General features: G+C 64.1%; 16 protein-coding genes and 2 tRNA genes. 7 read left to right on the top strand and 11 right to left on the bottom strand.

The annotated features are described in order from the left end of the window. Positions 1-502: 502 nt before the first annotated feature. Positions 503-2,611: a carboxy terminal-processing peptidase gene (locus ACJJV2_RS13890; RefSeq protein WP_303594317.1), complete on the bottom strand. Its 2,109-nt coding sequence runs from the start codon at positions 2,609-2,611 to the stop codon at positions 503-505. 293 nt (positions 2,612-2,904) lie between these two features. On the opposite strand from ACJJV2_RS13890, the gene ACJJV2_RS13885 reads away from it, so the two are divergent. Next, complete coding sequence (locus ACJJV2_RS13885) at positions 2,905-4,233, top strand: M18 family aminopeptidase (RefSeq protein ID WP_405281742.1); 1,329 nt, start codon at positions 2,905-2,907, stop codon at positions 4,231-4,233. 213 nt (positions 4,234-4,446) lie between these two features. Here ACJJV2_RS13885 and ACJJV2_RS13880 read toward each other — a convergent pair. Together ACJJV2_RS13880 and ACJJV2_RS13875 are read right to left on the bottom strand one after the other, a co-directional pair. Beyond that, positions 4,447-4,523, bottom strand: a tRNA-Met gene (locus tag ACJJV2_RS13880). A gap of 81 nt (positions 4,524-4,604) precedes the next feature. Beyond that, a complete protein-coding gene (locus tag ACJJV2_RS13875) occupies positions 4,605-5,939 on the bottom strand; it encodes an FAD-dependent oxidoreductase (RefSeq protein WP_405281739.1) in 1,335 nt (444 codons plus the stop codon). A gap of 194 nt (positions 5,940-6,133) precedes the next feature. Here ACJJV2_RS13875 and ACJJV2_RS13870 point away from each other — a divergent pair, with 194 nt between their 5' ends. Next, entirely contained in the window at positions 6,134-7,084 is a 951-nt protein-coding gene (locus ACJJV2_RS13870; RefSeq protein WP_405281737.1) for a LysR family transcriptional regulator, read from the top strand. Between the two features lie 185 nt (positions 7,085-7,269). Here ACJJV2_RS13870 and ychF read toward each other — a convergent pair whose 3' ends face one another. The 8 genes from ychF to ACJJV2_RS13830 form a co-directional block, all read right to left on the bottom strand. Beyond that, complete coding sequence (gene ychF / locus ACJJV2_RS13865; RefSeq protein ID WP_107335448.1) at positions 7,270-8,361, bottom strand: redox-regulated ATPase YchF; 1,092 nt, start codon at positions 8,359-8,361, stop codon at positions 7,270-7,272. Positions 8,362-8,649: 288 nt separating this feature from the next. Beyond that, a complete protein-coding gene (gene pth / locus ACJJV2_RS13860; RefSeq protein WP_405281733.1) occupies positions 8,650-9,234 on the bottom strand; it encodes an aminoacyl-tRNA hydrolase in 585 nt (194 codons plus the stop codon). Between the two features lie 29 nt (positions 9,235-9,263). Then, on the bottom strand, positions 9,264-9,899 hold the full coding sequence (locus ACJJV2_RS13855) for a 50S ribosomal protein L25/general stress protein Ctc (protein WP_043335898.1): 636 nt from the start codon (positions 9,897-9,899) through the stop codon (positions 9,264-9,266). A gap of 179 nt (positions 9,900-10,078) precedes the next feature. Further along, positions 10,079-11,020, bottom strand: coding sequence for a ribose-phosphate pyrophosphokinase (locus ACJJV2_RS13850; RefSeq protein WP_172978614.1), 942 nt, complete (start codon positions 11,018-11,020; stop codon positions 10,079-10,081). A 72-nt stretch (positions 11,021-11,092) separates the two neighbouring features. Beyond that, a tRNA-Gln gene (locus ACJJV2_RS13845) sits at positions 11,093-11,167 on the bottom strand. A 29-nt stretch (positions 11,168-11,196) separates the two neighbouring features. Beyond that, positions 11,197-12,030, bottom strand: coding sequence for a 4-(cytidine 5'-diphospho)-2-C-methyl-D-erythritol kinase (ispE, locus tag ACJJV2_RS13840; protein ID WP_405281728.1), 834 nt, complete (start codon positions 12,028-12,030; stop codon positions 11,197-11,199). A 95-nt stretch (positions 12,031-12,125) separates the two neighbouring features. Then, on the bottom strand, positions 12,126-12,770 hold the full coding sequence (lolB, locus tag ACJJV2_RS13835) for a lipoprotein insertase outer membrane protein LolB (protein WP_043335890.1): 645 nt from the start codon (positions 12,768-12,770) through the stop codon (positions 12,126-12,128). 122 nt (positions 12,771-12,892) lie between these two features. Further along, on the bottom strand, positions 12,893-14,659 hold the full coding sequence (locus ACJJV2_RS13830; protein WP_405281724.1) for a tetratricopeptide repeat protein: 1,767 nt from the start codon (positions 14,657-14,659) through the stop codon (positions 12,893-12,895). Positions 14,660-15,258: 599 nt separating this feature from the next. Here ACJJV2_RS13830 and hemA point away from each other — a divergent pair. The 5 genes from hemA (at position 15,259) to ACJJV2_RS13805 (ending at position 20,081) form a co-directional block, all read left to right on the top strand. Next, positions 15,259-16,530: a glutamyl-tRNA reductase gene (gene hemA / locus ACJJV2_RS13825; protein ID WP_192838326.1), complete on the top strand. Its 1,272-nt coding sequence runs from the start codon at positions 15,259-15,261 to the stop codon at positions 16,528-16,530. Next, positions 16,527-17,612, top strand: coding sequence for a peptide chain release factor 1 (gene prfA, locus ACJJV2_RS13820; protein WP_043335881.1), 1,086 nt, complete (start codon positions 16,527-16,529; stop codon positions 17,610-17,612). Before hemA ends, prfA begins: the two co-directional genes overlap by 4 nt. Before the next feature lies 1 nt (position 17,613). Further along, positions 17,614-18,462, top strand: coding sequence for a peptide chain release factor N(5)-glutamine methyltransferase (gene prmC / locus ACJJV2_RS13815; RefSeq protein WP_405281719.1), 849 nt, complete (start codon positions 17,614-17,616; stop codon positions 18,460-18,462). A 287-nt stretch (positions 18,463-18,749) separates the two neighbouring features. Then, on the top strand, positions 18,750-19,250 hold the full coding sequence (locus tag ACJJV2_RS13810) for an Lrp/AsnC ligand binding domain-containing protein (protein WP_043335877.1): 501 nt from the start codon (positions 18,750-18,752) through the stop codon (positions 19,248-19,250). Positions 19,251-19,322: 72 nt separating this feature from the next. After that, on the top strand, positions 19,323-20,081 hold the full coding sequence (locus ACJJV2_RS13805; RefSeq protein ID WP_405281715.1) for a HesA/MoeB/ThiF family protein: 759 nt from the start codon (positions 19,323-19,325) through the stop codon (positions 20,079-20,081). Positions 20,082-20,156: the final 75 nt, after the last annotated feature.

Below are 20,156 nucleotides of genomic sequence, written 5' to 3'. Positions count from 1 at the left end.
TTCCCTGCTTCCCCTCGTGTTCTCTGCTGGTCGCACCATCGCTGCCTGAGCTTTGCTTGTTGGCTCTGCGCCTGCCCCCTATTCGCAAGCCCTGTTCATCAGTTTTGCGTCTGAGCGCTGCTCGCGATCCTTGCTTGTCAGTTCTGCTCGCCAGTCCGCTCCTGCTCCACACCCTGCTTCGGCATTTCGTGCTTTCTGCCTCGAGAGCGTGTTCCCGCGTCGCCAGCATTCTGCTGTCATCCTCTGCGCGGCAGCTGCCTGGCGTTGCGATGCATGCCATTCCGTTTCTGCTGCTACGTTTTCTGCCTTGTCGTTGCTTCGTATGTGTTGCTGCCTGTGCATTGTTGTGCGCGCGTTGCTGCCTCGCGCGGCCGTGATGCTGCGTGCCACAGGCTTTCTTTGTGGCATGAAAAAGCCCCTGCGCTCGGTGTTGCATGAGAGCAGGGGCCTTGGCGGTCGATCGTGTCCGTCAGGCGGTGGCCGTGGTGTGGATCACGAGAGTCTAGCGATCACCGGTGAGGTGGGCGTAGTCGAGCAGGATCTCGGCGCTTTCCTGAAGCTGGGCCTGATCGATCGGGTCCTTGGCTTCCTTGTCGCTGCTGGCTTCTTCGATATCGGCTTCCTGCTCGGGATCACTCTCGGGGGAAGAGATGTGGTCGCTGGCGGCATCGAGTTCGGCAAAGCTTGTCAGTGGCTCGAGGTTGAGGGCACGACGGCGCTTGTTTTCCAGTGCCAGCTGCTCGGCTTCCTGGGCATCCATCTCGCGTTTGCGCTGCTCACGATTGAGGCTGATGCTGGTCTGCTGCGCGCGCAGTGCCTTTGACAGTGCGACTTCGCTCTTCAGGTAGCTGAAGTTGGGGTCCTGTTCGACGCGGCTCTGGTGGCGGGCGCGCAATGCGGCCAGATAGCGTGCCGGATCACCGTAGCGGCGATACTTCACCGGGCGCACCTGGTCCCAGGGCAGCGCGTAGTCGAGGCTGGATTCGCCGATCTCCTGCGGGTCGATGACGCTGGGGAAAGCGATGTCCGGCTTGACACCCTTGTTCTGGGTCGAGTCGCCGGAGATGCGATAGAACTTGGCGCGGGTCAGCTTGATCTCGCCTTCGCTCAGCGAGGAGATGGTCTGCACCGTGCCCTTGCCGAAGGTCTGGCTGCCGAGTATCGGGCCGCGGCCGTAGTCCTGAATCGCGCCGGCGAAGATTTCGGACGCCGAGGCCGAGAGGCGGTTGACCAGCACGGTCAGCGGGCCGTCATAGTGGGTGCCGGCGTCGGTATCGCCGTAGAGGCTGATACGGCCGCGTGCGTCACGCACCTGCACGGTGGGGCCGCGATCGATGAACAGGCCGATCATCGAATTGGCTTCCTGCAGGGCGCCGCCGCCGTTGTTGCGCAGATCGAGAATGATGCCTTCCACCTGCTTGGCCTTCAGTTCGTCGATCAGGCGCGCCACGTCGCGGGTGGTGCTGCGGTAGTCGTCTTCACCGGCCTGCCAGGCATCGAAGTCGACATAGAAGGCGGGCACATGAATGACACCGATCCTGTGGACGCCGTCATCGCGCTTGACGTCGATGACCTTGGCATTGGCGGCCTGGTCCTCGAGCTTGACGGTGTCGCGGGTGATATCCAGTTCACGCGTCTTGGTGACATCCAGCGACTGGGCCGGAATCACTTCCAGGCGCACGACGGAGCCCTTCGGGCCGCGGATCAGGTCCACGACGTCATCCAGGCGCATGCCGACCACGTTGGTCCACTCGCTGTCGCCCTGACCCTGGCCGACGGCCACGATGCGGTCGGCCGGCTTGAGCTCGCCATCCTTCTCGGCAGGGCCGCCGGGCACGAGGCTCGAGACCTTGACGTATTCACCTTCGGATTGCAGCAGGGCGCCAATGCCATCCAGTGACAGCTTCATCTGGATGTCGAAGGACTCCCCTTGGCGCGGAGAGAAGTACTCACTGTGCGGGTCGATGCTGCCGGTCACGGCATGCATCACCAGCGTCAGGATATCTTCATCGTTGGTCTGCTTGATGCGCTTGAGCTGGTTGGAATAACGCTCGCTGAGCGTCTTGGCGATCTCGTCATCGCTCTTGTCGGACAGCGACATCGACAGCCAGGCATTCTTGAGGCGCTTGCGCCACAGCTCGTCGAGCTCCTGCTCGCTATCGGCCCACGGGCTGTCCTTGCGGTCCAGCGCCAGGCGATCATCCTTGTCGAAATCGAAGCTCGGCTTGGCATCCAGCGTCTTCACCAGCCAGGTGAGGCGTGCGGTGAGGCGTTGCTGATAGCGCTCGTAGAGGCCATAGATACGCTCGAGATCACCATCGACCATGGCGTCGTCGAAATCATGGCGCAGGTCGCTGAACTCGCTGATGTCCGCATCCAGCAGATAGGCTTTCTGGGGGTCGAGAGTCTTGAGGTATTGCGTAAAGGCGCGGTTGGCCCAGTGGTCATCCAGGGTCACATCTTCGTAATGCCCATAGCGCAAAGACTCGGCAACTTCGCGAGCAGCCTGTGCATCGGCGTCAGTAGGGGTGACCGCGGCACTGGCAGGGCCGGCCATGGCAAGACACAGGGCAACGAATGCCGTGCGCCGGACGTTTGCGAACAGGCTCATCAATGAAGCACTCCCGATTCATGTACACTCTGCTCCCTGAACGACCTCCCCGCAGGGGGTCGAGCGGGCATTGTAGCAGTCTCACGCACCATACACAGTTGTCTGGCGTTGATGCGTTGGGGTTGTGAAAACTCTGTCAGCGCAGGGCTTTGGCTGGCATGCCGCGCTTCTCGACGCCCCGCTGAATGGTGGCTGGATGGCAGTCATGTCATCGAAGGGTCGTCACAGGTTTTCCCCATCATGTTTCTTCTTATACAGTGCCTTGCATATATCTTCGAGGACCAGACGCCATCATGACTCATGCGATTGCGGATTCCCGCGTTCCCGCACTGCTCGACTTCCTGTCTTCTTCTCCCACGCCGTGGCACGCGACGGCTTCCATGGCGCAGCGTCTTGAACAGGCGGGCTATCGCCGCCTCAGCGAGACGTCTTCCTGGCAGCTGGCGCCCGGTGAGCGCGCCTATGTCACGCGCAATGATTCCTCGTTGATCGCCTTTCAGCTCCCGAAGGGTGATACGTCGCTGAGCTCACTTCGGATGATCGGTGCGCACACCGATTCGCCCTGCCTGCGCCTGAAGCCCAATCCGGCACAGGCCAGTCAGGGCTGGTTGGCGCTGGGCGTCGAGACCTATGGCGGCGTGTTGCTGAGCACCTGGTTCGATCGCGATCTGGGGCTTGCGGGCCGTGTCCAGGTGCGGCATGCGGACGGTCGTCGCGAGACGCTGCTGCTGACGGTCATGCGTCCGTTTGCTTGCGTGCCGAGCCTGGCGATCCATCTGGATCGTGACGTCAACAGCGGGCGTGCCATCAATGCCCAGACCCAGATGTCAGCCGTGGTCATGCAGCTGGGGGACGAGGCCGGGACACCCGCGGAGGCCTTCAATGCGCTGTTGATCGAGCTGATCGAGGAGCAGCACGGCGTGCGGGTCGCGGATGTCGTCGACTTCGAGCTGGGTCTGCATGATCTGCAGCCGGCGGCGCAGTCGGGGTTGAAAGGTGAGTTGATCACCAGTGCGCGCCTCGACAATCTGCTGTCCTGTTTCGTCGGTCTCGAGGCACTGCTGGAGGCCGATGGCAGTCAGGGGGCGCTGTTCGTCACCACCGATCATGAAGAAGTCGGCAGTGCCAGCGCCTGTGGCGCCCAGGGGCCCTTCCTGGCCGATGTGCTCAAGCGCATCAATCACTACGTCGGCTTGGACAGCGAAGAAGGCTATCAGTGCCTCGTGCAGCGCTCCTTGATGATTTCTTGCGATAATGCCCACGCCGTGCACCCCAATTTCGCCGACAAGCATGATGCGGGGCATGGGCCGAAGCTGAATGCCGGGCCGGTCATCAAGGTCAATGCCAATCAGCGTTACGCCACCAACAGCACCACGGCCGGGCTGTTCCGTGAGATGTGTCGCGAGCAGGATGTGCCGGTGCAGACCTTCGTCAGTCGTGCCGACATGGGCTGTGGCAGCACCATCGGGCCGATCACCGCCAGTGAGGTGGGGGTGCCGACTCTGGATGTGGGGCTGCCGCAGTGGGGCATGCACTCGATTCGTGAGACATCCGGCAGTGCCGATGTCGCCATGCTGATCAAGGTGCTGGTAGCCTTCTGCAATCGCGAGCAGCTGGACTGAGTCGAGCCGGATTGTGCTGGGAGAGCGGGCGCGTAGCGTAATATCGTAAAAAGACGAGCCTGGAAAAAGGGCGGCCTACGGGTCGCCCTTTTTGATGCCTGCGACCTGGCTCGAGGGCTGCGGCGCAGGGCGCCGGATGCGCGAGTCTTGCGTATGGATCGCGCACAACGAAAAAGGCCTGACTGCAAGCAGTCAGGCCTTTCGAATCTTGGTTGGTGGCTACACCCTGATTTGAACAGGGGACCCCATCATTATGAGTGATGTGCTCTAACCAGCTGAGCTATGTAGCCGTCCAACGGAGGCGAATATTACGGATTGTCCGCGATGTTGTCAACGCATCAGCGCGAAAAAGTGGCAGGGAATTCATCAGGCTAGCGTCCCGGCCGCGCAGCGAGGGCATCAGGTAGGCTGTCGGAGAGAGAGCTGGGTATAGCCTCTCGCGAGATGGCGCGTGCGATGAGGTCGCCACTGGCGCAGGCCAGCGTGAAACCCAGACTGCCATGGCCGACGTTCAGCCACAGATTGTCCGGGCTGTTCGCTTGCCGGGGACGGCCGAGGATCGGCGGTCCCTTGGGCGTGCTGGGGCGCAGTCCGGCCCAGGGAGTGGCCTGCGCGAAATCGCCGGCTGCGGGGAAGGTGGTGCTGGCCAGCTTGCGCAGCGCGGCAATGCGCTGCTCATCCAGTTCGGGGTGAAAGCTGTCGCGTTCCCGCTGGCCGATATCCACCATCGCCGCGACGCGCAGCTGGCGTGATGCCGACGACTCCAGATCGGCATAGACCACCTTGCGTGCCGAGTCGGTGACGCTGATGCGCGGCGCGGCCGTCTCCGGGGTGTCAGCTGCCAGCGCCAAGGTGAGGCTATAGCCCTTGAGCGGCTGCAGGGGCAGGCGGATGCCCAGGGGGCGCACCAGCTCGGCGGCATGATTGCCGGCCGCGATGACGACCTCTTCGACGGCATGGCGTTCTCGGCGGCCATCAAGGTGTCTGAGCTTGAGTTGCGCGATGCGGCCGTTGCGTGCGCTCAGCGCGGCGACGCGCGTATTGGCGATGCGCGTATAGCGCCCGGAGGCCTGCAGCTTGCGCTCCAGCGCCTGACAGAAGGCATGGCAATCCGCCGTCTCGTCCGAGGCGCTGAAGATGCCGCCCGACAGATGGGCTTGCTGATGGGCCAGTGAGGGCTCCAGCGCGATGCATTGGCGCGCATCGAGCACCTGTTGGTCCTGCGGGGCGACGCGCGCGGCGGCCGCCTTGTCGAGCGCCATCGGGTCACGATGGATCACCAGCTTGCCGCGCTGCTGCCAAGCGAAGTCGCCGAGCGCGTCTCGAGTGCGCCACTCGCTCATGATCGCCTGGCTGTGCAGCGCCAGAGAGAGCATCTGCGCTGCGCTGGTCTGATGCGTGCGGTGATTGCAGGCGGCCACAAAGCGGGCCATCCAGCGCCATTGTGCGGGGTCCAGATTCGGGCGCAGTTTCAGCGGTGCCTCATTGCCTGCCAAAAGCCACTTGATGGCCTGGCGGGGTACGCCGCTATCGGCCAATGGCGCCACATAGCGATAGCTCAGCTGGCCGCCATTGGCGTGGCTGGTCTCGCTGGCGACCTCGGCATGGGCGTCGATCAGGGTCACGCAGTGGCCGGCGCGCACCAGGGCATGGGCACTGGCGAGGCCGATCACGCCGCCTCCGATGACGGTCACGTGGCGTTGCATGCTGGGCTCCCGGGTCGTGAAGGTCGTGTTTCGTTGTGCTCGAGCTTGCCGGTCGCGTGCGTAAGTGGCGAATGAAAAGGATGTGCTGCACCATAACCCGAGGTTATGGGGTAACCTGATGCGCAGGCGCTCAAGTGCGCCCTCAAGTACGCCCTCAAGTAAGCCCTCTAGACAACCGGACAGGGAGATAGCGCATGCGGCTCAGGGACCTGGAGATCTTTCACGCCGTCCTGCAGGCCGGAAGCGTGACCGGCGCGGCGCGGTTGCTGCATATCTCCCAGCCGGCGGCGAGCAAGGCGCTGCAGCAGGTCGAGCGCCAGTGGGGCATCACGCTGTTCACGCGCAGTGCAGGGCAGCTTCATCCCACCGAGGAGGCGCGCAAGCTGGAAGCGGCCAGTCAGGGGATGCTCGGTCAGCTGGATGATGTCAGGCGGCTGGTCGATGGCTTGCGTGAGGGCGAGGCGCGCACGCTCAAGGTGGTGGCGACGCCTGCCATCGCCCAGCAATTGCTGCCGCAGGCGCTGGGTCAGTGGCGCCGGCGTCAGCCGCGAGTCAGCTGTGAGCTGGCGACCCAGCATACCCGCGAGATCGTCGATGCCCTGTTGCTGCATGAGGTCGATATCGCCTTCACGCTGAGTGCGCCGACGCATCCTGCGCTGATGACGCGTCCGCTGGTGCGCATGCCGCTACTGGTGCTTGCGCCTGAAGGGTATTGGGCACAGGACTGTCACCAGGCGCCGATGACGGTGGCGGAGCTTGCCGGTCAGCGCCTGATCGCGCTGGGAGCGCACGACCCGCTGGCGCGGCGACTCGATGGTCTGCTGGCAAGCGTGGCGCAGGAAGCTTCAGGCGCTTTGCCATCTTCACCGCGCATCGTGACGCGTGTGCAGACCTATCCACTGGCGGCGGCGCTGGTTCAGGCGGGGGAGGGGTTGGCGGTGGTCGATGCGCTCACGGCGCATGCCGCCACTACGGAGCGCGGCTTGAGCGCTCGTCAGCTGCCTCAGGCGGGTGAGCTGGTGCTGAGTGCCGTGTGGCGACGCGAGGCGGGGCGTTCGCGGCTGGCGCAGTCGCTGGCGGACCAGCTCGCCAGGCAGGCCGCGCAGTGGCTGCAGGTGCCGCTGGCAGAGCCCTCAGCGGTCTGAGTCCATCGCTGGTTGAGGTCTCCACTGGTTGAGAACTCCATGGCTTGATCGGTGTCCCTGTTTGTACAGTTTGCCGCACCACAACGCAGAACGCCCCTGACCTCGTGAGAGATCAGGGGCGTTCTGTCAGGGCAGGCTGTCAGGGCGTCAGCTGGGCCCGGGCGTCGCCGGGCACCGATGAGCCATCAGACATTGAAGCGGTAGTGCACCACGTCGCCATCCTTGAGGATGTAGTCCTTGCCTTCCAGGCGCCACTTGCCGGCATCCTTGGCGCCTTGCTCGCCCTTGTAGGCGATGAAGTCGTCATAGGAGATGACTTCGGCACGGATGAAGCCTTTCTGGAAGTCGGTGTGGATGACACCAGCGCCTTCCGGTGCGGTAGCGCCGATCTTGACGGTCCAGGCACGCACTTCCTTCACGCCAGCGGTGAAGTAGGTCTGCAGGCCCAGCAGCTCGTAACCGGCGCGGATGACGCGGTCCAGGCCCGGCTCTTCCATGCCCAGCTCGTCGAGGAACATCTCGCGCTCTTCCTCGTCCAGCTCGGCGATCTCGGCTTCGATCTTGTTGCACACCGGCACGACGCTGGCGCCTTCGTTGGCGGCAATGCCGCGCACGATATCGAGGTAGGGATTGTTCTCGAAGCCTTCCTCGCTGACGTTGGCGATGTACATGGTCGGCTTGAGGGTCAGGAAGCCGAAGCCGCGCACGATCTTCAGGTCGTCATCGCTGAGACCGAAGCTGCGCAGCGGCTGGCCTTCGGCCAGGTGCGGCTGGATACGTTCCAGCACGGCCTTGGTGGCGATGGCTTCCTTGTCGCCGCCCTTGGCGACACGGGCCAGACGCTGGATGCTGCGCTCGACGCTGTCGAGATCGGCCAGGGCCAGCTCGATGTTGATGGTCTCGATGTCGGCGGCCGGGTCGACGTGGTTGGCGACGTGGATGACGTTGTCATCCTCGAAGCAACGCACCACGTGCGCGATGGCGTCGGTCTCGCGGATGTTGGCCAGGAACTTGTTGCCCAGACCTTCGCCCTTGGAAGCGCCCGCGACCAGACCCGCGATATCGACGAATTCCATGGTGGTCGGGATCACCTTCTCCGGCTTGACGATCTCGGCCAGCGCGTTCAGGCGAGGGTCAGGCATCGGCACGATACCGGTGTTCGGCTCGATGGTGCAGAAGGGGAAGTTCTCGGCGTCAATGCCAGACTTGGTCAATGCATTGAAGAGAGTGGACTTGCCGACGTTCGGCAGGCCGACGATGCCGCAATTGAAACCCATGGCGCTAGATCCTGGTGTGACGTATCGAATGGGGCGTGGCACTGGCAGTCGTCTCGACCAGCAGGCTCTGAGTGCACAGGCACTGGGCATGCGGGGAAACGAGTGGGCAGGCACGGAATGAAGACAGGCGGGAAGTGTAAGGCCTCATGCCGCCGAGGTCATCCATTGGGCGCATGTCGCGCGACAAATGATGCCTTTTGCTGCTGATCGCGTGGCGAGACGCGCGCACGCAAGCGAGGTGATGCGCTGAGCGAATCACCGAAATTCGGAGAGGGGTGATGCAGAGGTTCAGCTCTTGAAGGAATGCAGGCGATTCATGGCCCGTGCCCATTCGCCACTGATGGCGTCGGGGAGGGTCATCACCACTTCGTCGATGGCGTCGTCGATGGCCTGGCGTTCAGTCTTGCCGGGACGTCCGAGCACGAAGTTGGTCACCAGCTTGGCATTGCCGGGGTGGCCGATGCCGATGCGGGCACGATGGAACGACTTGTCGTTGCCCAGTGCACTGATGATGTCGCGCAACCCGTTGTGACCGCCATGGCCGCCACCCTGCTTGTAGCGGGCGGTGCCGGGGTCGATGTCCAGCTCATCGTGGGCGACGAGCAGTTCATCCGGGGCGAGCTTGTAGAAGTTGCACAATGCGGCCACGGCCTGACCGCTGCGATTCATGAACGTCGATGGGAACAGCAAATGCAGATCCTGACCGGCGAAGTGGACCTTCGCGTATTGGCCATGGAACTTGCGTTCCGGACGCAACGTGGTGTGACCGTGGCGCGCAAGAGCGTCAAGGAGCCAGACGCCGGCATTGTGACGGGTGTCTTCGTATTCGTTCCCCGGGTTACCGAGGCCGATGATCGCTTTCACTCGTGACATGCGCTGTCTGGCTCCTTGATCAGGCTGCGTTATTCTGCAGCAGGTGCTTCTTCGCCTTCAGCAGCATCTTCTGCGTCAGCAGAGATGTTCGGACGAGTGACGTTGACCACAGCGGTGTCGTGATCGGCACCGTGGGACAGGGCAACGGACTCGGCGCCTTCCGGCAGAGCGATGTCGGACAGGTGCAGGGTGTGGCCAACTTCCAGCTTGGACACGTCCAGCTCCAGGTATTCCGGCAGGGCTTCCGGCAGGCAGCTGATTTCGACGTCAGTCGCCAGGACGTGCAGGACGCCGTCCTGGTCCTTGACACCGACACAGGCTTCCTGACCAGTGATGTGCAGCGGCACGTTCATGGTCAGTTTGTGGGTCGGATCGATGCGCAGGAAGTCGACGTGAGTCAGCAGCGGCTTGAACGGGTGACGCTGCAGGTCACGGATGACGACTTTCTCGGTCTTGCCCGCAACATTCAGGGTGATGATGGAGGAGTAGAACGCCTCATCGTCAACCGCCTTGTACAGGCTCGGCTTGTCGATCATGACCGGGGTCGGAGCCTGGTCGGCACCGTAGATGATGGCCGGCACGAAGTCGTTCGTACGACGCAGGCGGCGGCTCGCACCTTTCCCCAGGTCTTCACGAACTTCAGCATTCAGTTTGAACAGTTTCATTTTGCAGATACCTCAAGGGTCTAATGAGAATCCGGTAGCCCCCGCGACCAGAGCGCTACCGGATCCATGAGGCCGGCCCGGAGATTTCCGGGCCGGCCGCTTGTCGGCAGATGACGGATCATCTGCCGTTGTCAGTGCCTCTTCCCCGAGCAGCGGCGAGCAGGGCCCGCCGACAGGACTCAGTGGAACATGGCGCTGACGGATTCTTCATTGCTGACGCGACGGATCGCCTCGGCGATCAGGCCAGCGACTGTCAGCTGGCGGATCTTGCCGGAACGACGCGCGGCGTCGGACAGCGGGATGGTGTCGGCAACCACCACTTCGTCGAGGACGGAGTTGGTGATGTTGTCGACCGCCGGGCCGGACAGGATCGCGTGGGACGCATAGGCCACGACGCGGTTGGCGCCATGATCCTTGAGTGCCTCGCCCGCCTTGCACAGGGTGCCGGCGGTATCGATCATGTCATCGACCAGCACGCAGGTGCGGTCCTTGATATCACCGATGATGTTCATCACCTGGGCCTGGTTGGCCTGGGGACGACGCTTGTCGATGATGGCCAGCTCGCAGTTGAGCTGCTTGGCGATGGCACGGGCACGTACCACGCCGCCCACATCCGGGGAGACGACGATCAGGTTGTCATAGTTCTGACGTTCGATGTCGTCGAGCAGGATCGGTGAGCCGTAGACGTTGTCCACCGGCACATCGAAGAAGCCCTGGATCTGATCGGCATGCAGGTCCATGGTCATGACGCGATTGACGCCAGCCTTGACCATCATGTCCGCGACCACCTTCGCCGAGATCGGCACGCGAGCAGAGCGCACGCGGCGGTCCTGACGGGCGTAACCGAAGTAGGGAACGACCGCAGTGATACGCGCCGCAGACGCACGACGCAACGCGTCCACCATCAGGATCAGCTCCATCAGGTTGTCGTTGGTCGGTGCGCAGGTGGACTGCATGATGAAGACGTCCTTGCCGCGAACGTTTTCGTTGATTTCTACCGCAATCTCGCCATCGCTGAACTGACCGACGGTTGCATGGCCCAGGCGGGTATCGAGGGCTTCAGCTACCTTGCGGGCGAGAGCGGGATTGGCATTCCCCGCGAATACCATCAGTTTTGACACGCGCAGCCACCTTTGGAGTCTTGTGGGATCTCGGGAGTGGAGAATTCCGGGTTGACCGGGAACGGCCAGGATTGGCTGGGGTACCAGGATTCGAACCTGGGAATGTCGGTACCAGAAACCGGTGCCTTACCACTTGGCGATACCCCAGCAACGTTCACTTCAACCAGTTGCTGTGCTCAGGCCGAAGCCAGAGCGGCATGTAGAGGGGAGATATTGCAACCGCGTGCCGAGAAGGCGTGCCACATCGGGCGCTCGAGTTCGAGTCGACCCAGCACCTCGCTGGCCTGTCGTGCGTCGTCAAACGCACAGAACACACAGGCGCCGGTGCCCGTCAGTCTGGCGGTGCCGAACTGGTCCAGCCAGTCCAGGGCGTCGGCGACTGCCGGGTACAAAGTGCGCACCACGACTTCACAGTCGTTGCGGCCCCCCTGCAGTGCGCGCGCCATACTAATCGCGAGGCTGGAACGTGTCAATTGCGGGTGGCCGAACACGGCGGGTGTCGCGACCTCGACGCCGGGGTGGATCACCACGAACCATGGGGTGTCCAGCGGGGCTGGCACCAGGCGTTCACCGATGCCTTCGGCCCAGGCGGCGAAGCCACGCACGAACACCGGCACATCCGCGCCGAGCGACAGGCCGAGCTCGGCGAGGGCGTCTTCGCCAAGCTCGAGCCCCCAGAGTCTGTCCAGCGCCAGCAGGGTCGTGGCGGCGTCGCTGCTGCCGCCCCCCAGGCCGCCACCCATCGGCAGCACTTTCTCCAGCGTGATATCGACACCGGGCAATGCGGTGGGTGACGCGACCTTGCCCTGCGCGTGTGCGGCTTCTCGCAGCAGGCGCGCGGCGCGCACGATCAGGTTGGCCTCTTCGGGCACACCGTCAATGGCTGGCGAGAGGCGGATGGCCTCATCGTCGCGCAGCGTGAAGCTGAGGCTGTCGCCGTGCTCGAGAAACTGGAACAGCGTCTGCAGCTCGTGATAGCCATCGGCACGCTGGCCCGTGATATGCAGCATGCGGTTGAGCTTGGCCGGAGCGGGCAGGGTGAGAGTTATGGTCGATGCGGATGCGGCTGTCGGGGTCGTCATGGAAGAAGGAGAAGGTGTCACGATCACAGCGCCTGCCACTGGTTGACGATGAGCGTGGCGGTGAGGTCGCCGTAGTAGAGCTTCATCTTGCGCGGCAGCCACAGGCCTTCGGCACGGGTCCAATCCTGATAGTCCACTTCCCAGCCGTCCTGGTAGAGGGTGGTCGGGAAGCCAAGTTGATCTGTCTCGAGGTCATGTTCGCCAGCGGCCGGTACGCCGCGCACCCAGTTGTCGAGGGCGCCCAGCGGCAATGACCAGCCCAGTTGCGCCAGCATCAGGCTCTCGGCATCCGGGGCCTCGAAGTCACCCTCGGAGGAGGAAAGGCGCACACCATCGGCGTCGCGCACCAGGGTCGTGCGCCCCGCACCCAGCGGGCCGGTGATCAGCATGTGGTAGTCATCGCCGTCCTGCTGCCAGTCGAGGTTGGCGCTGTGGCCTTCCTCGGGAGTGCGAATGCCGACCTTGCCTGCCAGCTGCCAGTGGATCAGGGCGGCAAGTTGCGCGTCCTGTTGCTGCCAGTCGCCGTCGCTGCGCGTCAGGTCACCGGCATTGTCGCTGGCCATCTGGCTGGCGCAGCCGCTGAGTACCAGTGTCATGGCCAGCAGGGCTGGCCCGAGCAGACGACGTGCCTGGCTCAGCAGGGGAAGTGACAGGGGAGAAGTGATCATGACGCGAAGGCCTTCCGGATGGCGAGAAGATGAGTGACGGTGAGTGAGACTCCACACACTGACGGGTCAGGATAATGGACTCGCCAGTGGGCAGAAAGTGCCGGGTAGCGTGGCAGTGCCCTTCAGGGCGCGTCGACGACCGGGCGTAGCTCGGGGATGTGCTGGAACAGGGCTTCGAGCTCGCTGGCTTCTTCAAAGCGCTCGCTCAGCTCTACCGCCAGACCACGGGCTTCATCCTCGCGGCCCAGCGCCCACAACACCTCGATGAGATGGGCGCCGATCTCGGCATCCTGCTGCTGGGCCCAGGCGGCTTCCAGCGGTGCCAGCGCATTGTCGAGGTCGTCGGTCAGATAGCGGCCCCAGCCGAGGCTATCCAGAATGGCCGCGTCGTCGGGCGACAGCGCATGGGCGCGCTCGATCAGGGCCAGTGCTTCCTCGAGGCGGTCCGTCTCCACCAGCAGGGTGTAGCCGAGCGCGTTGTAGGCGCTGGCGTTGTCGGGCTCCAGCGCGATGACTTCCCGCAGGTCTTCTTCCATGCCGCCCAGCTGATCATCTTCCAGACGGCGGATGCCGCGCAGGAACAACAGGCTGCCCAGCTCGCTTTCCAGCGTGTTGCGCGTGTCGGTCTTTTGGGCGGCGATGGCTTGCTTGAGCGCCTTGCGGCGCGTGGTGATGCTACTGCTCAGCAGGGCGTCGGCCTCGGCATGCGCCTCCTGGGAGTCGAGCAGGTCGATCTCGAAGCTGAGCAGCGTCATGGCATGACGCGGATGGCGCAGGCGTTCCACGGCCAGGAACTGACGGGCCTCGTCCGTGCGCTCGTGTTCGACCAGCAACTGGGCGGCGCGGGCGCGGCTGGAAATGTAGCGCTCGCCGTCCGGCACCTGACGGTAGTAAAGGATGGCGTTGTCTACATCGCCGCTGGACTCGGCGGCCAGCCCCAGCAGGGCATAGGCGGCGTCCGGCACCGGGTCTTCGTCGAGCAGCGGCAGCAGCAGGCGATGGGCGTCCTCGGGGGAATCGGCATCAAGATAGAGGCTGGCCAGCGCCAGGCGCAGGCGTGGTGCGTTGGGATGGCGGGTGATGAGGCTGTCGATACGCTCGCGTGCGGCGTCCAGATCGCCGCTGGCCAGTTCGGTCTGCGCGGCGCTGAGGATCAGGCGGCTGTCATCGGGAGCGATCTCTAGGCCTTGGGCCACCGCACGCCGCGCCGCCTCGAGGCGCCCCGCACTGCGTTCGATCTCGCTGCGCGCCAGCCATAGCTCCGCCAGCGTGGCGTGGGCACTTTCCAGGCGCACCAAGCGTGCACGCGCCTGTGTCTCATTGCCCAGCGCTGCCTCGAACAGTGCCGCGGCAATTTCGGGCATCGGCTGCTCGGGATACTGGGCGATATGCGTCTCCAGCATCGCCAGCAGGGGTTCGAGTTCGGCACCGGCATCGATCGCCTGCTCGGCCAGGGTCGCCAGATTGCCATTGCCGCCACTGGCGGTGAGCATCAGGCGCTGCTCGAGCGCGGCCTGCCAGTCGCCTCGCTCGACCGCCAGGCGCGCGCGGATGATGCCGGGCTCGCTGGCGGACTCATCGAGTTGCTGCCAGCGTTCGGCGGCGCGCTCCAGCAGAGCCGGGTTGTCGGCGAAACGGGCCGCGAGCACGGCGCGTCGCGCCAGTTCCGGGTCATCGAAGTGACGGCTGGCGGCCAGGTAGCCATTGGCGGCGCGAGGATAGTCACCGCGCTGTCCGGCGAGTTCGGCGCTCAGCAGCTGATTGAGGCTGTCGGCATCCAGACCCTGCTGGATGGGCGGCGCCGTGGCCAGCGGGTCGGGCTGCGCCATCAGGGGCGCGGAGTCGCTCATCGACTGACAGCCGGTCATGCCCAGCAGCAACCCGCCCACGACGCAGGACTTCCACCCGCCGCGCGGGCGACGGGGGGCATCAAGGATGGCGTACGCGTGCGGGGGGCTATGTTCAGCGGCAGTCGAAGCGTGCATGCAACCTCGCGTTTGTCAGTGGGAGCAGGATGAGGGATCGGGGCGGTCGAGCCGCAGGCCGGGTCATGCGCGCAGCGTGGCGCTGACGAAGGCGTCGTGTCTCGCAGCATAACGGCTGGTGGCGAGCGGGGATAGCGTTGCCGACGCGAGGAAGTGGCATGACCCACCGGATGCCTCGTATGCCGACAGAGACGCCGCGCGGGCTGATAGCGATAGCCTGCCATCATCATGGAAAATCCTCATCGGCTGCGACATGCTGCGGGGTCGCGTGGTACAGACGCTGTGGTAGAATGAGCGCGCTAATATTACGATCTCAGCCGCTTCGGCAGCCCTGCGTGCCTTTATGTCAGCCGCCTTTGTCCCCATTTGAGTCGACAGGTGTAAAGGCACCGAGCCTGCGCGGATTACCTGCTGTCCTGGCCTTGGCCGCGCGGCAGACCAGCACCAAGAGCCGCCTGACATTGACGCCGATTCCTGCCGGCCAGACCCTGACGACTGACTCCATGACCCTTCTTGCCCTTGGCATCAATCACCGCACCGCCGCCGTTGACGTGCGCGAGCGCGTTGCTTTCACGCCTGCGCAGCTCGATGCCGCGCTGGGCGAATTGAAGCGCCTGCCGGCGGTCTCCGAAGCGGCGGTGCTGTCGACCTGCAACCGTACCGAGCTGTACTGCGTGACCAGCGATGGCGCCAAGTCGGTGCTCGAGTGGCTGGGGCGTTTTCATCGCCTGCCGGTGGAGGAGCTGTCGCGTTGCAGCTATCAGCACCTGGGAGAAGAGGCGGTACGCCACCTGATCCGTGTCGCGGTGGGGCTGGACTCGATGGTACTGGGCGAGCCGCAGATTCTGGGCCAGCTCAAGGACGCCTATCAATTCGCGCGCAACTCGGTGGGGCTGGGCGGTGAGCTCGAGCAGCTCTTCCAGCATATCTTCCAGGTCGCCAAGCAGGTACGTACCGAGACCGGTATCGGCGAGAACCCCGTCTCGGTGGCCTACGCCGCCGTCAGCATGGCCAGCCACATCTTCGATGACTTCTCGCGGGCCAACGCCTTGTTGATCGGTGCCGGCGAGACCATCGAGCTCGTCGCGCGCCATCTCAAGGAAGCGGGCATCGCCAACCTGTGCATCGCCAACCGCACCGTGTCGCGCGCCGAGCGTCTGGCCGATGAGCTGGGCGGGAGCGCCATCGGCCTGGAAGGCATTCCGCATGCCCTCGAGAATGCCGATATCGTGATAGCCTCCACCGCTTCCCAGCTGCCGATTCTCGGCAAGGGCATGGTGGAACGCGCACTCAAGAAGCGCCGCTACAAGCCGGTGTTCATGGTCGACATCGCCGTGCCGCGCGATATCGAGCCGCAGGTCGGCGACCTCGACGACGTCTTCCTCTATACGGTCGATGACCTGCAGGAAGTGATCGACGAGAATCGTCGCCACCGCGAGCTGGCCGCTGCTCAGGCAGAAGAGCTGATTCGCCAGGGCGTCAACGCCTGGTTGCACCTCAAGCGGGTGCGCAGTGGCGGCGAAGTCATCAAGCGCTACCGCAGCCATGGCGAGCAACTGCGCGCCGAATGCGAGGCGCAGGCGCTGGCGGAGCTCGATCAGGGACGCGACCCCCAGGAAGTGGTCGCGCAGCTGGCACGCCAGCTGGCCAATCGCTTCATGCATCACCCGACGCTGGCACTGCGCCAGGCCTCGGGAGACGATCGCCAGGATATTCTTCAGACGGCCCAGACGCTTCTGCTCGCGCCGGCTGATTCATCACAGGACCCTTCATGAAAGACAGCCTCATCACCAAGCTCGACACCTTCCATGACCGCTTCGAGGAGATCTCCGCACTGTTGTCGGAGCCCGAAGTGATCGGGAACCAGGCCAGGTTCCGCGACCTGTCGCGGGAGTATGCCGAGCTTGAGCCATTGATCGAGGCATGGCGCCGCCATCGCGGCCTGAACGAAGACCGTGACGCCGCGCTGGCGATGGCGGAGGACAGTGATCCCGAGATGCGCGACATGGCGCGTGAGGAAGTCCGCGATACCGATGCGGCGCTCGAGACGCTGGAAGCCGAGATCACCCAGCTGCTGATTCCGCGTGACCCGGATGATGGCGCCAACGTCTTCCTCGAGGTGCGCGCCGGTACGGGCGGTGACGAGGCGGCGCTGTTCGCCGGTGACCTGTTCAAGATGTATTCGCGCTACGCCGAGCTCAAGGGCTGGAAGGTCGAGACCGTCAGCGCCAGCCACGGCGAGCACGGCGGCTTCAAGGAAGTCATCGCCCGCGTGAAGGGCGAGGGCGTCTACTCGCGCCTCAAGTTCGAGTCCGGCGCGCACCGCGTACAGCGCGTGCCCGCCACCGAATCCCAGGGGCGTATCCATACCTCGGCCTGCACCGTGGCGGTGATGCCCGAGGCCGATGAAGTCGGCGACGTCGACATCAATCCGGCCGACCTGCGCGTGGATACCTATCGCAGCTCCGGCGCCGGTGGTCAGCACGTCAATACTACCGACTCCGCGATTCGCATCACCCACCTGCCCACCGGCGTGGTGGTGGAGTGTCAGGATGAGCGCAGCCAGCACAAGAACCGTGCGCGCGCCATGTCACTGCTGGCGGCGCGCCTCAAGCAGGCCGCGGTGGACACCCAGGCACAGGCCACCTCCGATGCCCGTCGCAAGCTGGTCGGCTCCGGGGATCGCTCCGAGCGCATCCGCACCTACAACTTCCCGCAGGGGCGTCTGACCGATCACCGCATCAACCTGACGCTCTACAAGCTCAATGAAGTGATCGCCGGCCAGCTGGACGAAGTGATCGAGCCGCTGGTGGTGGAATACCAGGCCGATCAGCTGACCGCACTGCAGGAGCAATAAGGTGAGAATCGATGTCACCCTGGCAGCCGCGACTGCCCGTCTGAGCGAGGCGGGCAGCGATTCTCCGCGTCTGGATGCCGAGCTGCTGCTGGGCGAGGTAATGGGACGAGAGCGCACCTGGTTCTACACCTGGGGCGATCGTGATCTCGAGAGCGAGGCCGGCGCCGAGGGCGTGGCACGTTTCGAGGCGCTGCTGGCGCGTCGCGCCGAGGGTCATCCCGTGGCGCATCTGCTCGGGCGGCGTGAGTTCTATGGCCTGACGCTGGCCTGTTCGCCGGCCACGCTGATTCCGCGCCCGGACACCGAGGTCATGGTGGAGTGCGCGCTGGAACTGGCCGAGGCCACCAGCGGCAAGCTGCTGGATCTCGGCACCGGCACCGGTGCCATCGCGCTGGCCTTTGCGCGTCATCGCCCGCAGTGGCAGGTGCTGGGGGTCGATCTCATCGAGGAGGCCGTGCAGCTTGCACGCGGCAATGCCGAGCGTCTGGCGATCGCCAATGCCGAATTCCGCCAAAGTGACTGGTTCAGTGCCGTTATCGAGAGCGGCTTTGCGCTGATTACCGCCAACCCCCCTTATCTGGCCGATGATGACCCGCATCTCGCGCTGGGCGATGTGCGCTTCGAGCCGCGCTCGGCGCTGGTCGCGGCCGAGGCAGGGCTGGCGGACTTCCTGCATCTGATCGCCACTGCGCCGCAGCACCTGGCCGCAGGCGGCCACCTGATGCTGGAACATGGCCTTACCCAAGGCAATGAAGTGCGCGAGGCACTGCGTGCCGGCGGCTTCGTCGACGTCGAGACCCTGGAAGACCTGGGCGGGCGCGAACGCATCACGCTGGGCAAGCTGGCCTGATGATCGCCGGGCGCCGGGTAGCGGTGCCCGTGCGTGCTCCCCGCTGACATCCTCGCGCTTGGCACCCCTGTAGTGCATTCCACCGTTTTCAGTGGAGTCTGCGTGGAATCCTCGTCACAGTACCGCCAGTGAAGGCGTATCCCCTGTTGGCCGGGTATGATAGTAATGAACCTGCATGATTGGCATGGTCATCTGATAACCCCCTTGTTATCCGACGGCCTGACTGCACGGAAGCCAGGAGCACGGATGATCCTGCTGCAAGTCACCCTGCTGGGAAAACTATTACAATGAAAGCAAAATCACGCTCTCTGGACCGCATCGACCTCAAGATTCTGCGTTGCCTGCAAGAGAATGCCCGTATCTCCTATGTCGACCTCGCCTCGGAAGTCGGCCTTTCCACCACGCCGTGCCTGGAGCGCGTCAAACGCCTCGAGCGTGCCGGCGTCATCCGCGGTTACAAGGCGGTGCTCGACCCCAAGGCGCTCAAGGCCAATCTGTTGGTCTTCGTCGAGATCAGTCTCGAGACGCAGTCGCCGTCGGTGTTCGATGAGTTCCGCCGCGCCGTCTCCAAGCTGCCGCAGATCCAGGAATGTCATCTGGTCTCCGGTCAGTTCGACTACATCCTCAAGTGCCGGATTCCGGAAATGTCCGCCTATCGTCAGTTGCTCGGCGATGTGGTGCTGACGCTGCCGGGCGTCAAGGAATCCAAGAGTTATGTGGTGATGGAAGAGGTCAAGGAGCAGTTCTCGCTGCATGTGCCCGATATCGAGGAGCTGGATGCCAAGTAATGGCAAGCCCTGTTGTTGTCGGGCAGGGCTCGTGGCTTCTCACTTCATTTACCGATAGGCGGCTTTTCTCCCATGCAAGATTCGCAATTGCTGCGCTACTCGCGCCAGATCCTGCTCCCTCAGGTCGACATCGCCGGGCAGCAGCGCCTGTTGGTGGCGCGGGTTCTGGTGATCGGGGCGGGTGGTCTGGGTTGCCCGGCAGCGCTCTATCTGGCAGCCGCGGGCATCGGCACCCTGGTGGTGGCCGATGATGACCACGTCGAGTTGTCCAATCTGCAGCGCCAGATCGCCCATGGTGACGCCGACATCGATCAGCCCAAGGCGCAATCACTCGCCGCCTCGCTGTTGGCGATCAATCCCGATACCGAGGTGATCGCGTTGTCAGAGCGCCTGCAGGGTGAGGCGCTGTCCGAGCAGGTGGCCGCCGCAGACGTGGTGCTCGATTGCACTGATCGCTTCAGCTCACGCTTCCCGATCAACGCCGCCTGCGTGGCAGCGGGCACCCCGCTGGTGTCCGGCGCGGCGATACGCTTCTCCGGCCAGCTGGCGGTGTTCGATCGCCGTGAGCCACAGGCGCCGTGTTATGGCTGCCTGTATCCGCCGGATGAGCTGGGCGATGAAGAGCTGACCTGTGCCGAAAGCGGGGTCATCGCGCCGCTGGTCGGCATCATCGGCGCCTTCCAGGCATTGGAAGCGCTCAAGCTGATCAGCGGTGCCGGCAGCGTGCATCGCGGCCTTGCCACCTTCGATGGCCTGAGCGGTGAATGGCGCCGCATGGGCCTCAAGCGCGACCCCGGCTGTCAGGTGTGTGGCGGTCGTGAGCCTGCATAGGCGGTTGTTGATTGCCGTTCGATAGAGCATGAAAAAGCCCCCAGCGTCGTGATGACGGTGGGGGCTTTTTTCATT

The sequence above is a fragment of the Cobetia sp. Ld8 genome (assembly GCF_045066615.1).
GTDB lineage: Bacteria > Pseudomonadota > Gammaproteobacteria > Pseudomonadales > Halomonadaceae > Cobetia > Cobetia amphilecti.
Note: the sequence above shows the minus strand (reverse complement) of the source record. Positions and strands in the feature narration are given on the sequence as shown.

What these genes read in the sequence shown, in the direction of transcription:
- lolB (WP_043335890.1), bottom strand. Translation starts at nt 12,770, where the DNA reads ATGATCACTTCTCCCCTGTCACTTCCCCTGCTGAGCCAGGCACGTCGT.
- ACJJV2_RS13870 (WP_405281737.1), top strand. Translation starts at nt 6,134, where the DNA reads ATGCGGCTCAGGGACCTGGAGATCTTTCACGCCGTCCTGCAGGCCGGA.
- ACJJV2_RS13885 (WP_405281742.1), top strand. Translation starts at nt 2,905, where the DNA reads ATGACTCATGCGATTGCGGATTCCCGCGTTCCCGCACTGCTCGACTTC.
- ACJJV2_RS13805 (WP_405281715.1), top strand. Translation starts at nt 19,323, where the DNA reads ATGCAAGATTCGCAATTGCTGCGCTACTCGCGCCAGATCCTGCTCCCT.
- hemA (WP_192838326.1), top strand. Translation starts at nt 15,259, where the DNA reads ATGACCCTTCTTGCCCTTGGCATCAATCACCGCACCGCCGCCGTTGAC.
- ispE (WP_405281728.1), bottom strand. Translation starts at nt 12,030, where the DNA reads ATGCTGCATATCACGGGCCAGCGTGCCGATGGCTATCACGAGCTGCAG.
- ACJJV2_RS13890 (WP_303594317.1), bottom strand. Translation starts at nt 2,611, where the DNA reads ATGAGCCTGTTCGCAAACGTCCGGCGCACGGCATTCGTTGCCCTGTGT.
- ACJJV2_RS13810 (WP_043335877.1), top strand. Translation starts at nt 18,750, where the DNA reads ATGAAAGCAAAATCACGCTCTCTGGACCGCATCGACCTCAAGATTCTG.
- pth (WP_405281733.1), bottom strand. Translation starts at nt 9,234, where the DNA reads ATGTCACGAGTGAAAGCGATCATCGGCCTCGGTAACCCGGGGAACGAA.
- ACJJV2_RS13855 (WP_043335898.1), bottom strand. Translation starts at nt 9,899, where the DNA reads ATGAAACTGTTCAAACTGAATGCTGAAGTTCGTGAAGACCTGGGGAAA.
- ychF (WP_107335448.1), bottom strand. Translation starts at nt 8,361, where the DNA reads ATGGGTTTCAATTGCGGCATCGTCGGCCTGCCGAACGTCGGCAAGTCC.
- ACJJV2_RS13875 (WP_405281739.1), bottom strand. Translation starts at nt 5,939, where the DNA reads ATGCAACGCCACGTGACCGTCATCGGAGGCGGCGTGATCGGCCTCGCC.
- prfA (WP_043335881.1), top strand. Translation starts at nt 16,527, where the DNA reads ATGAAAGACAGCCTCATCACCAAGCTCGACACCTTCCATGACCGCTTC.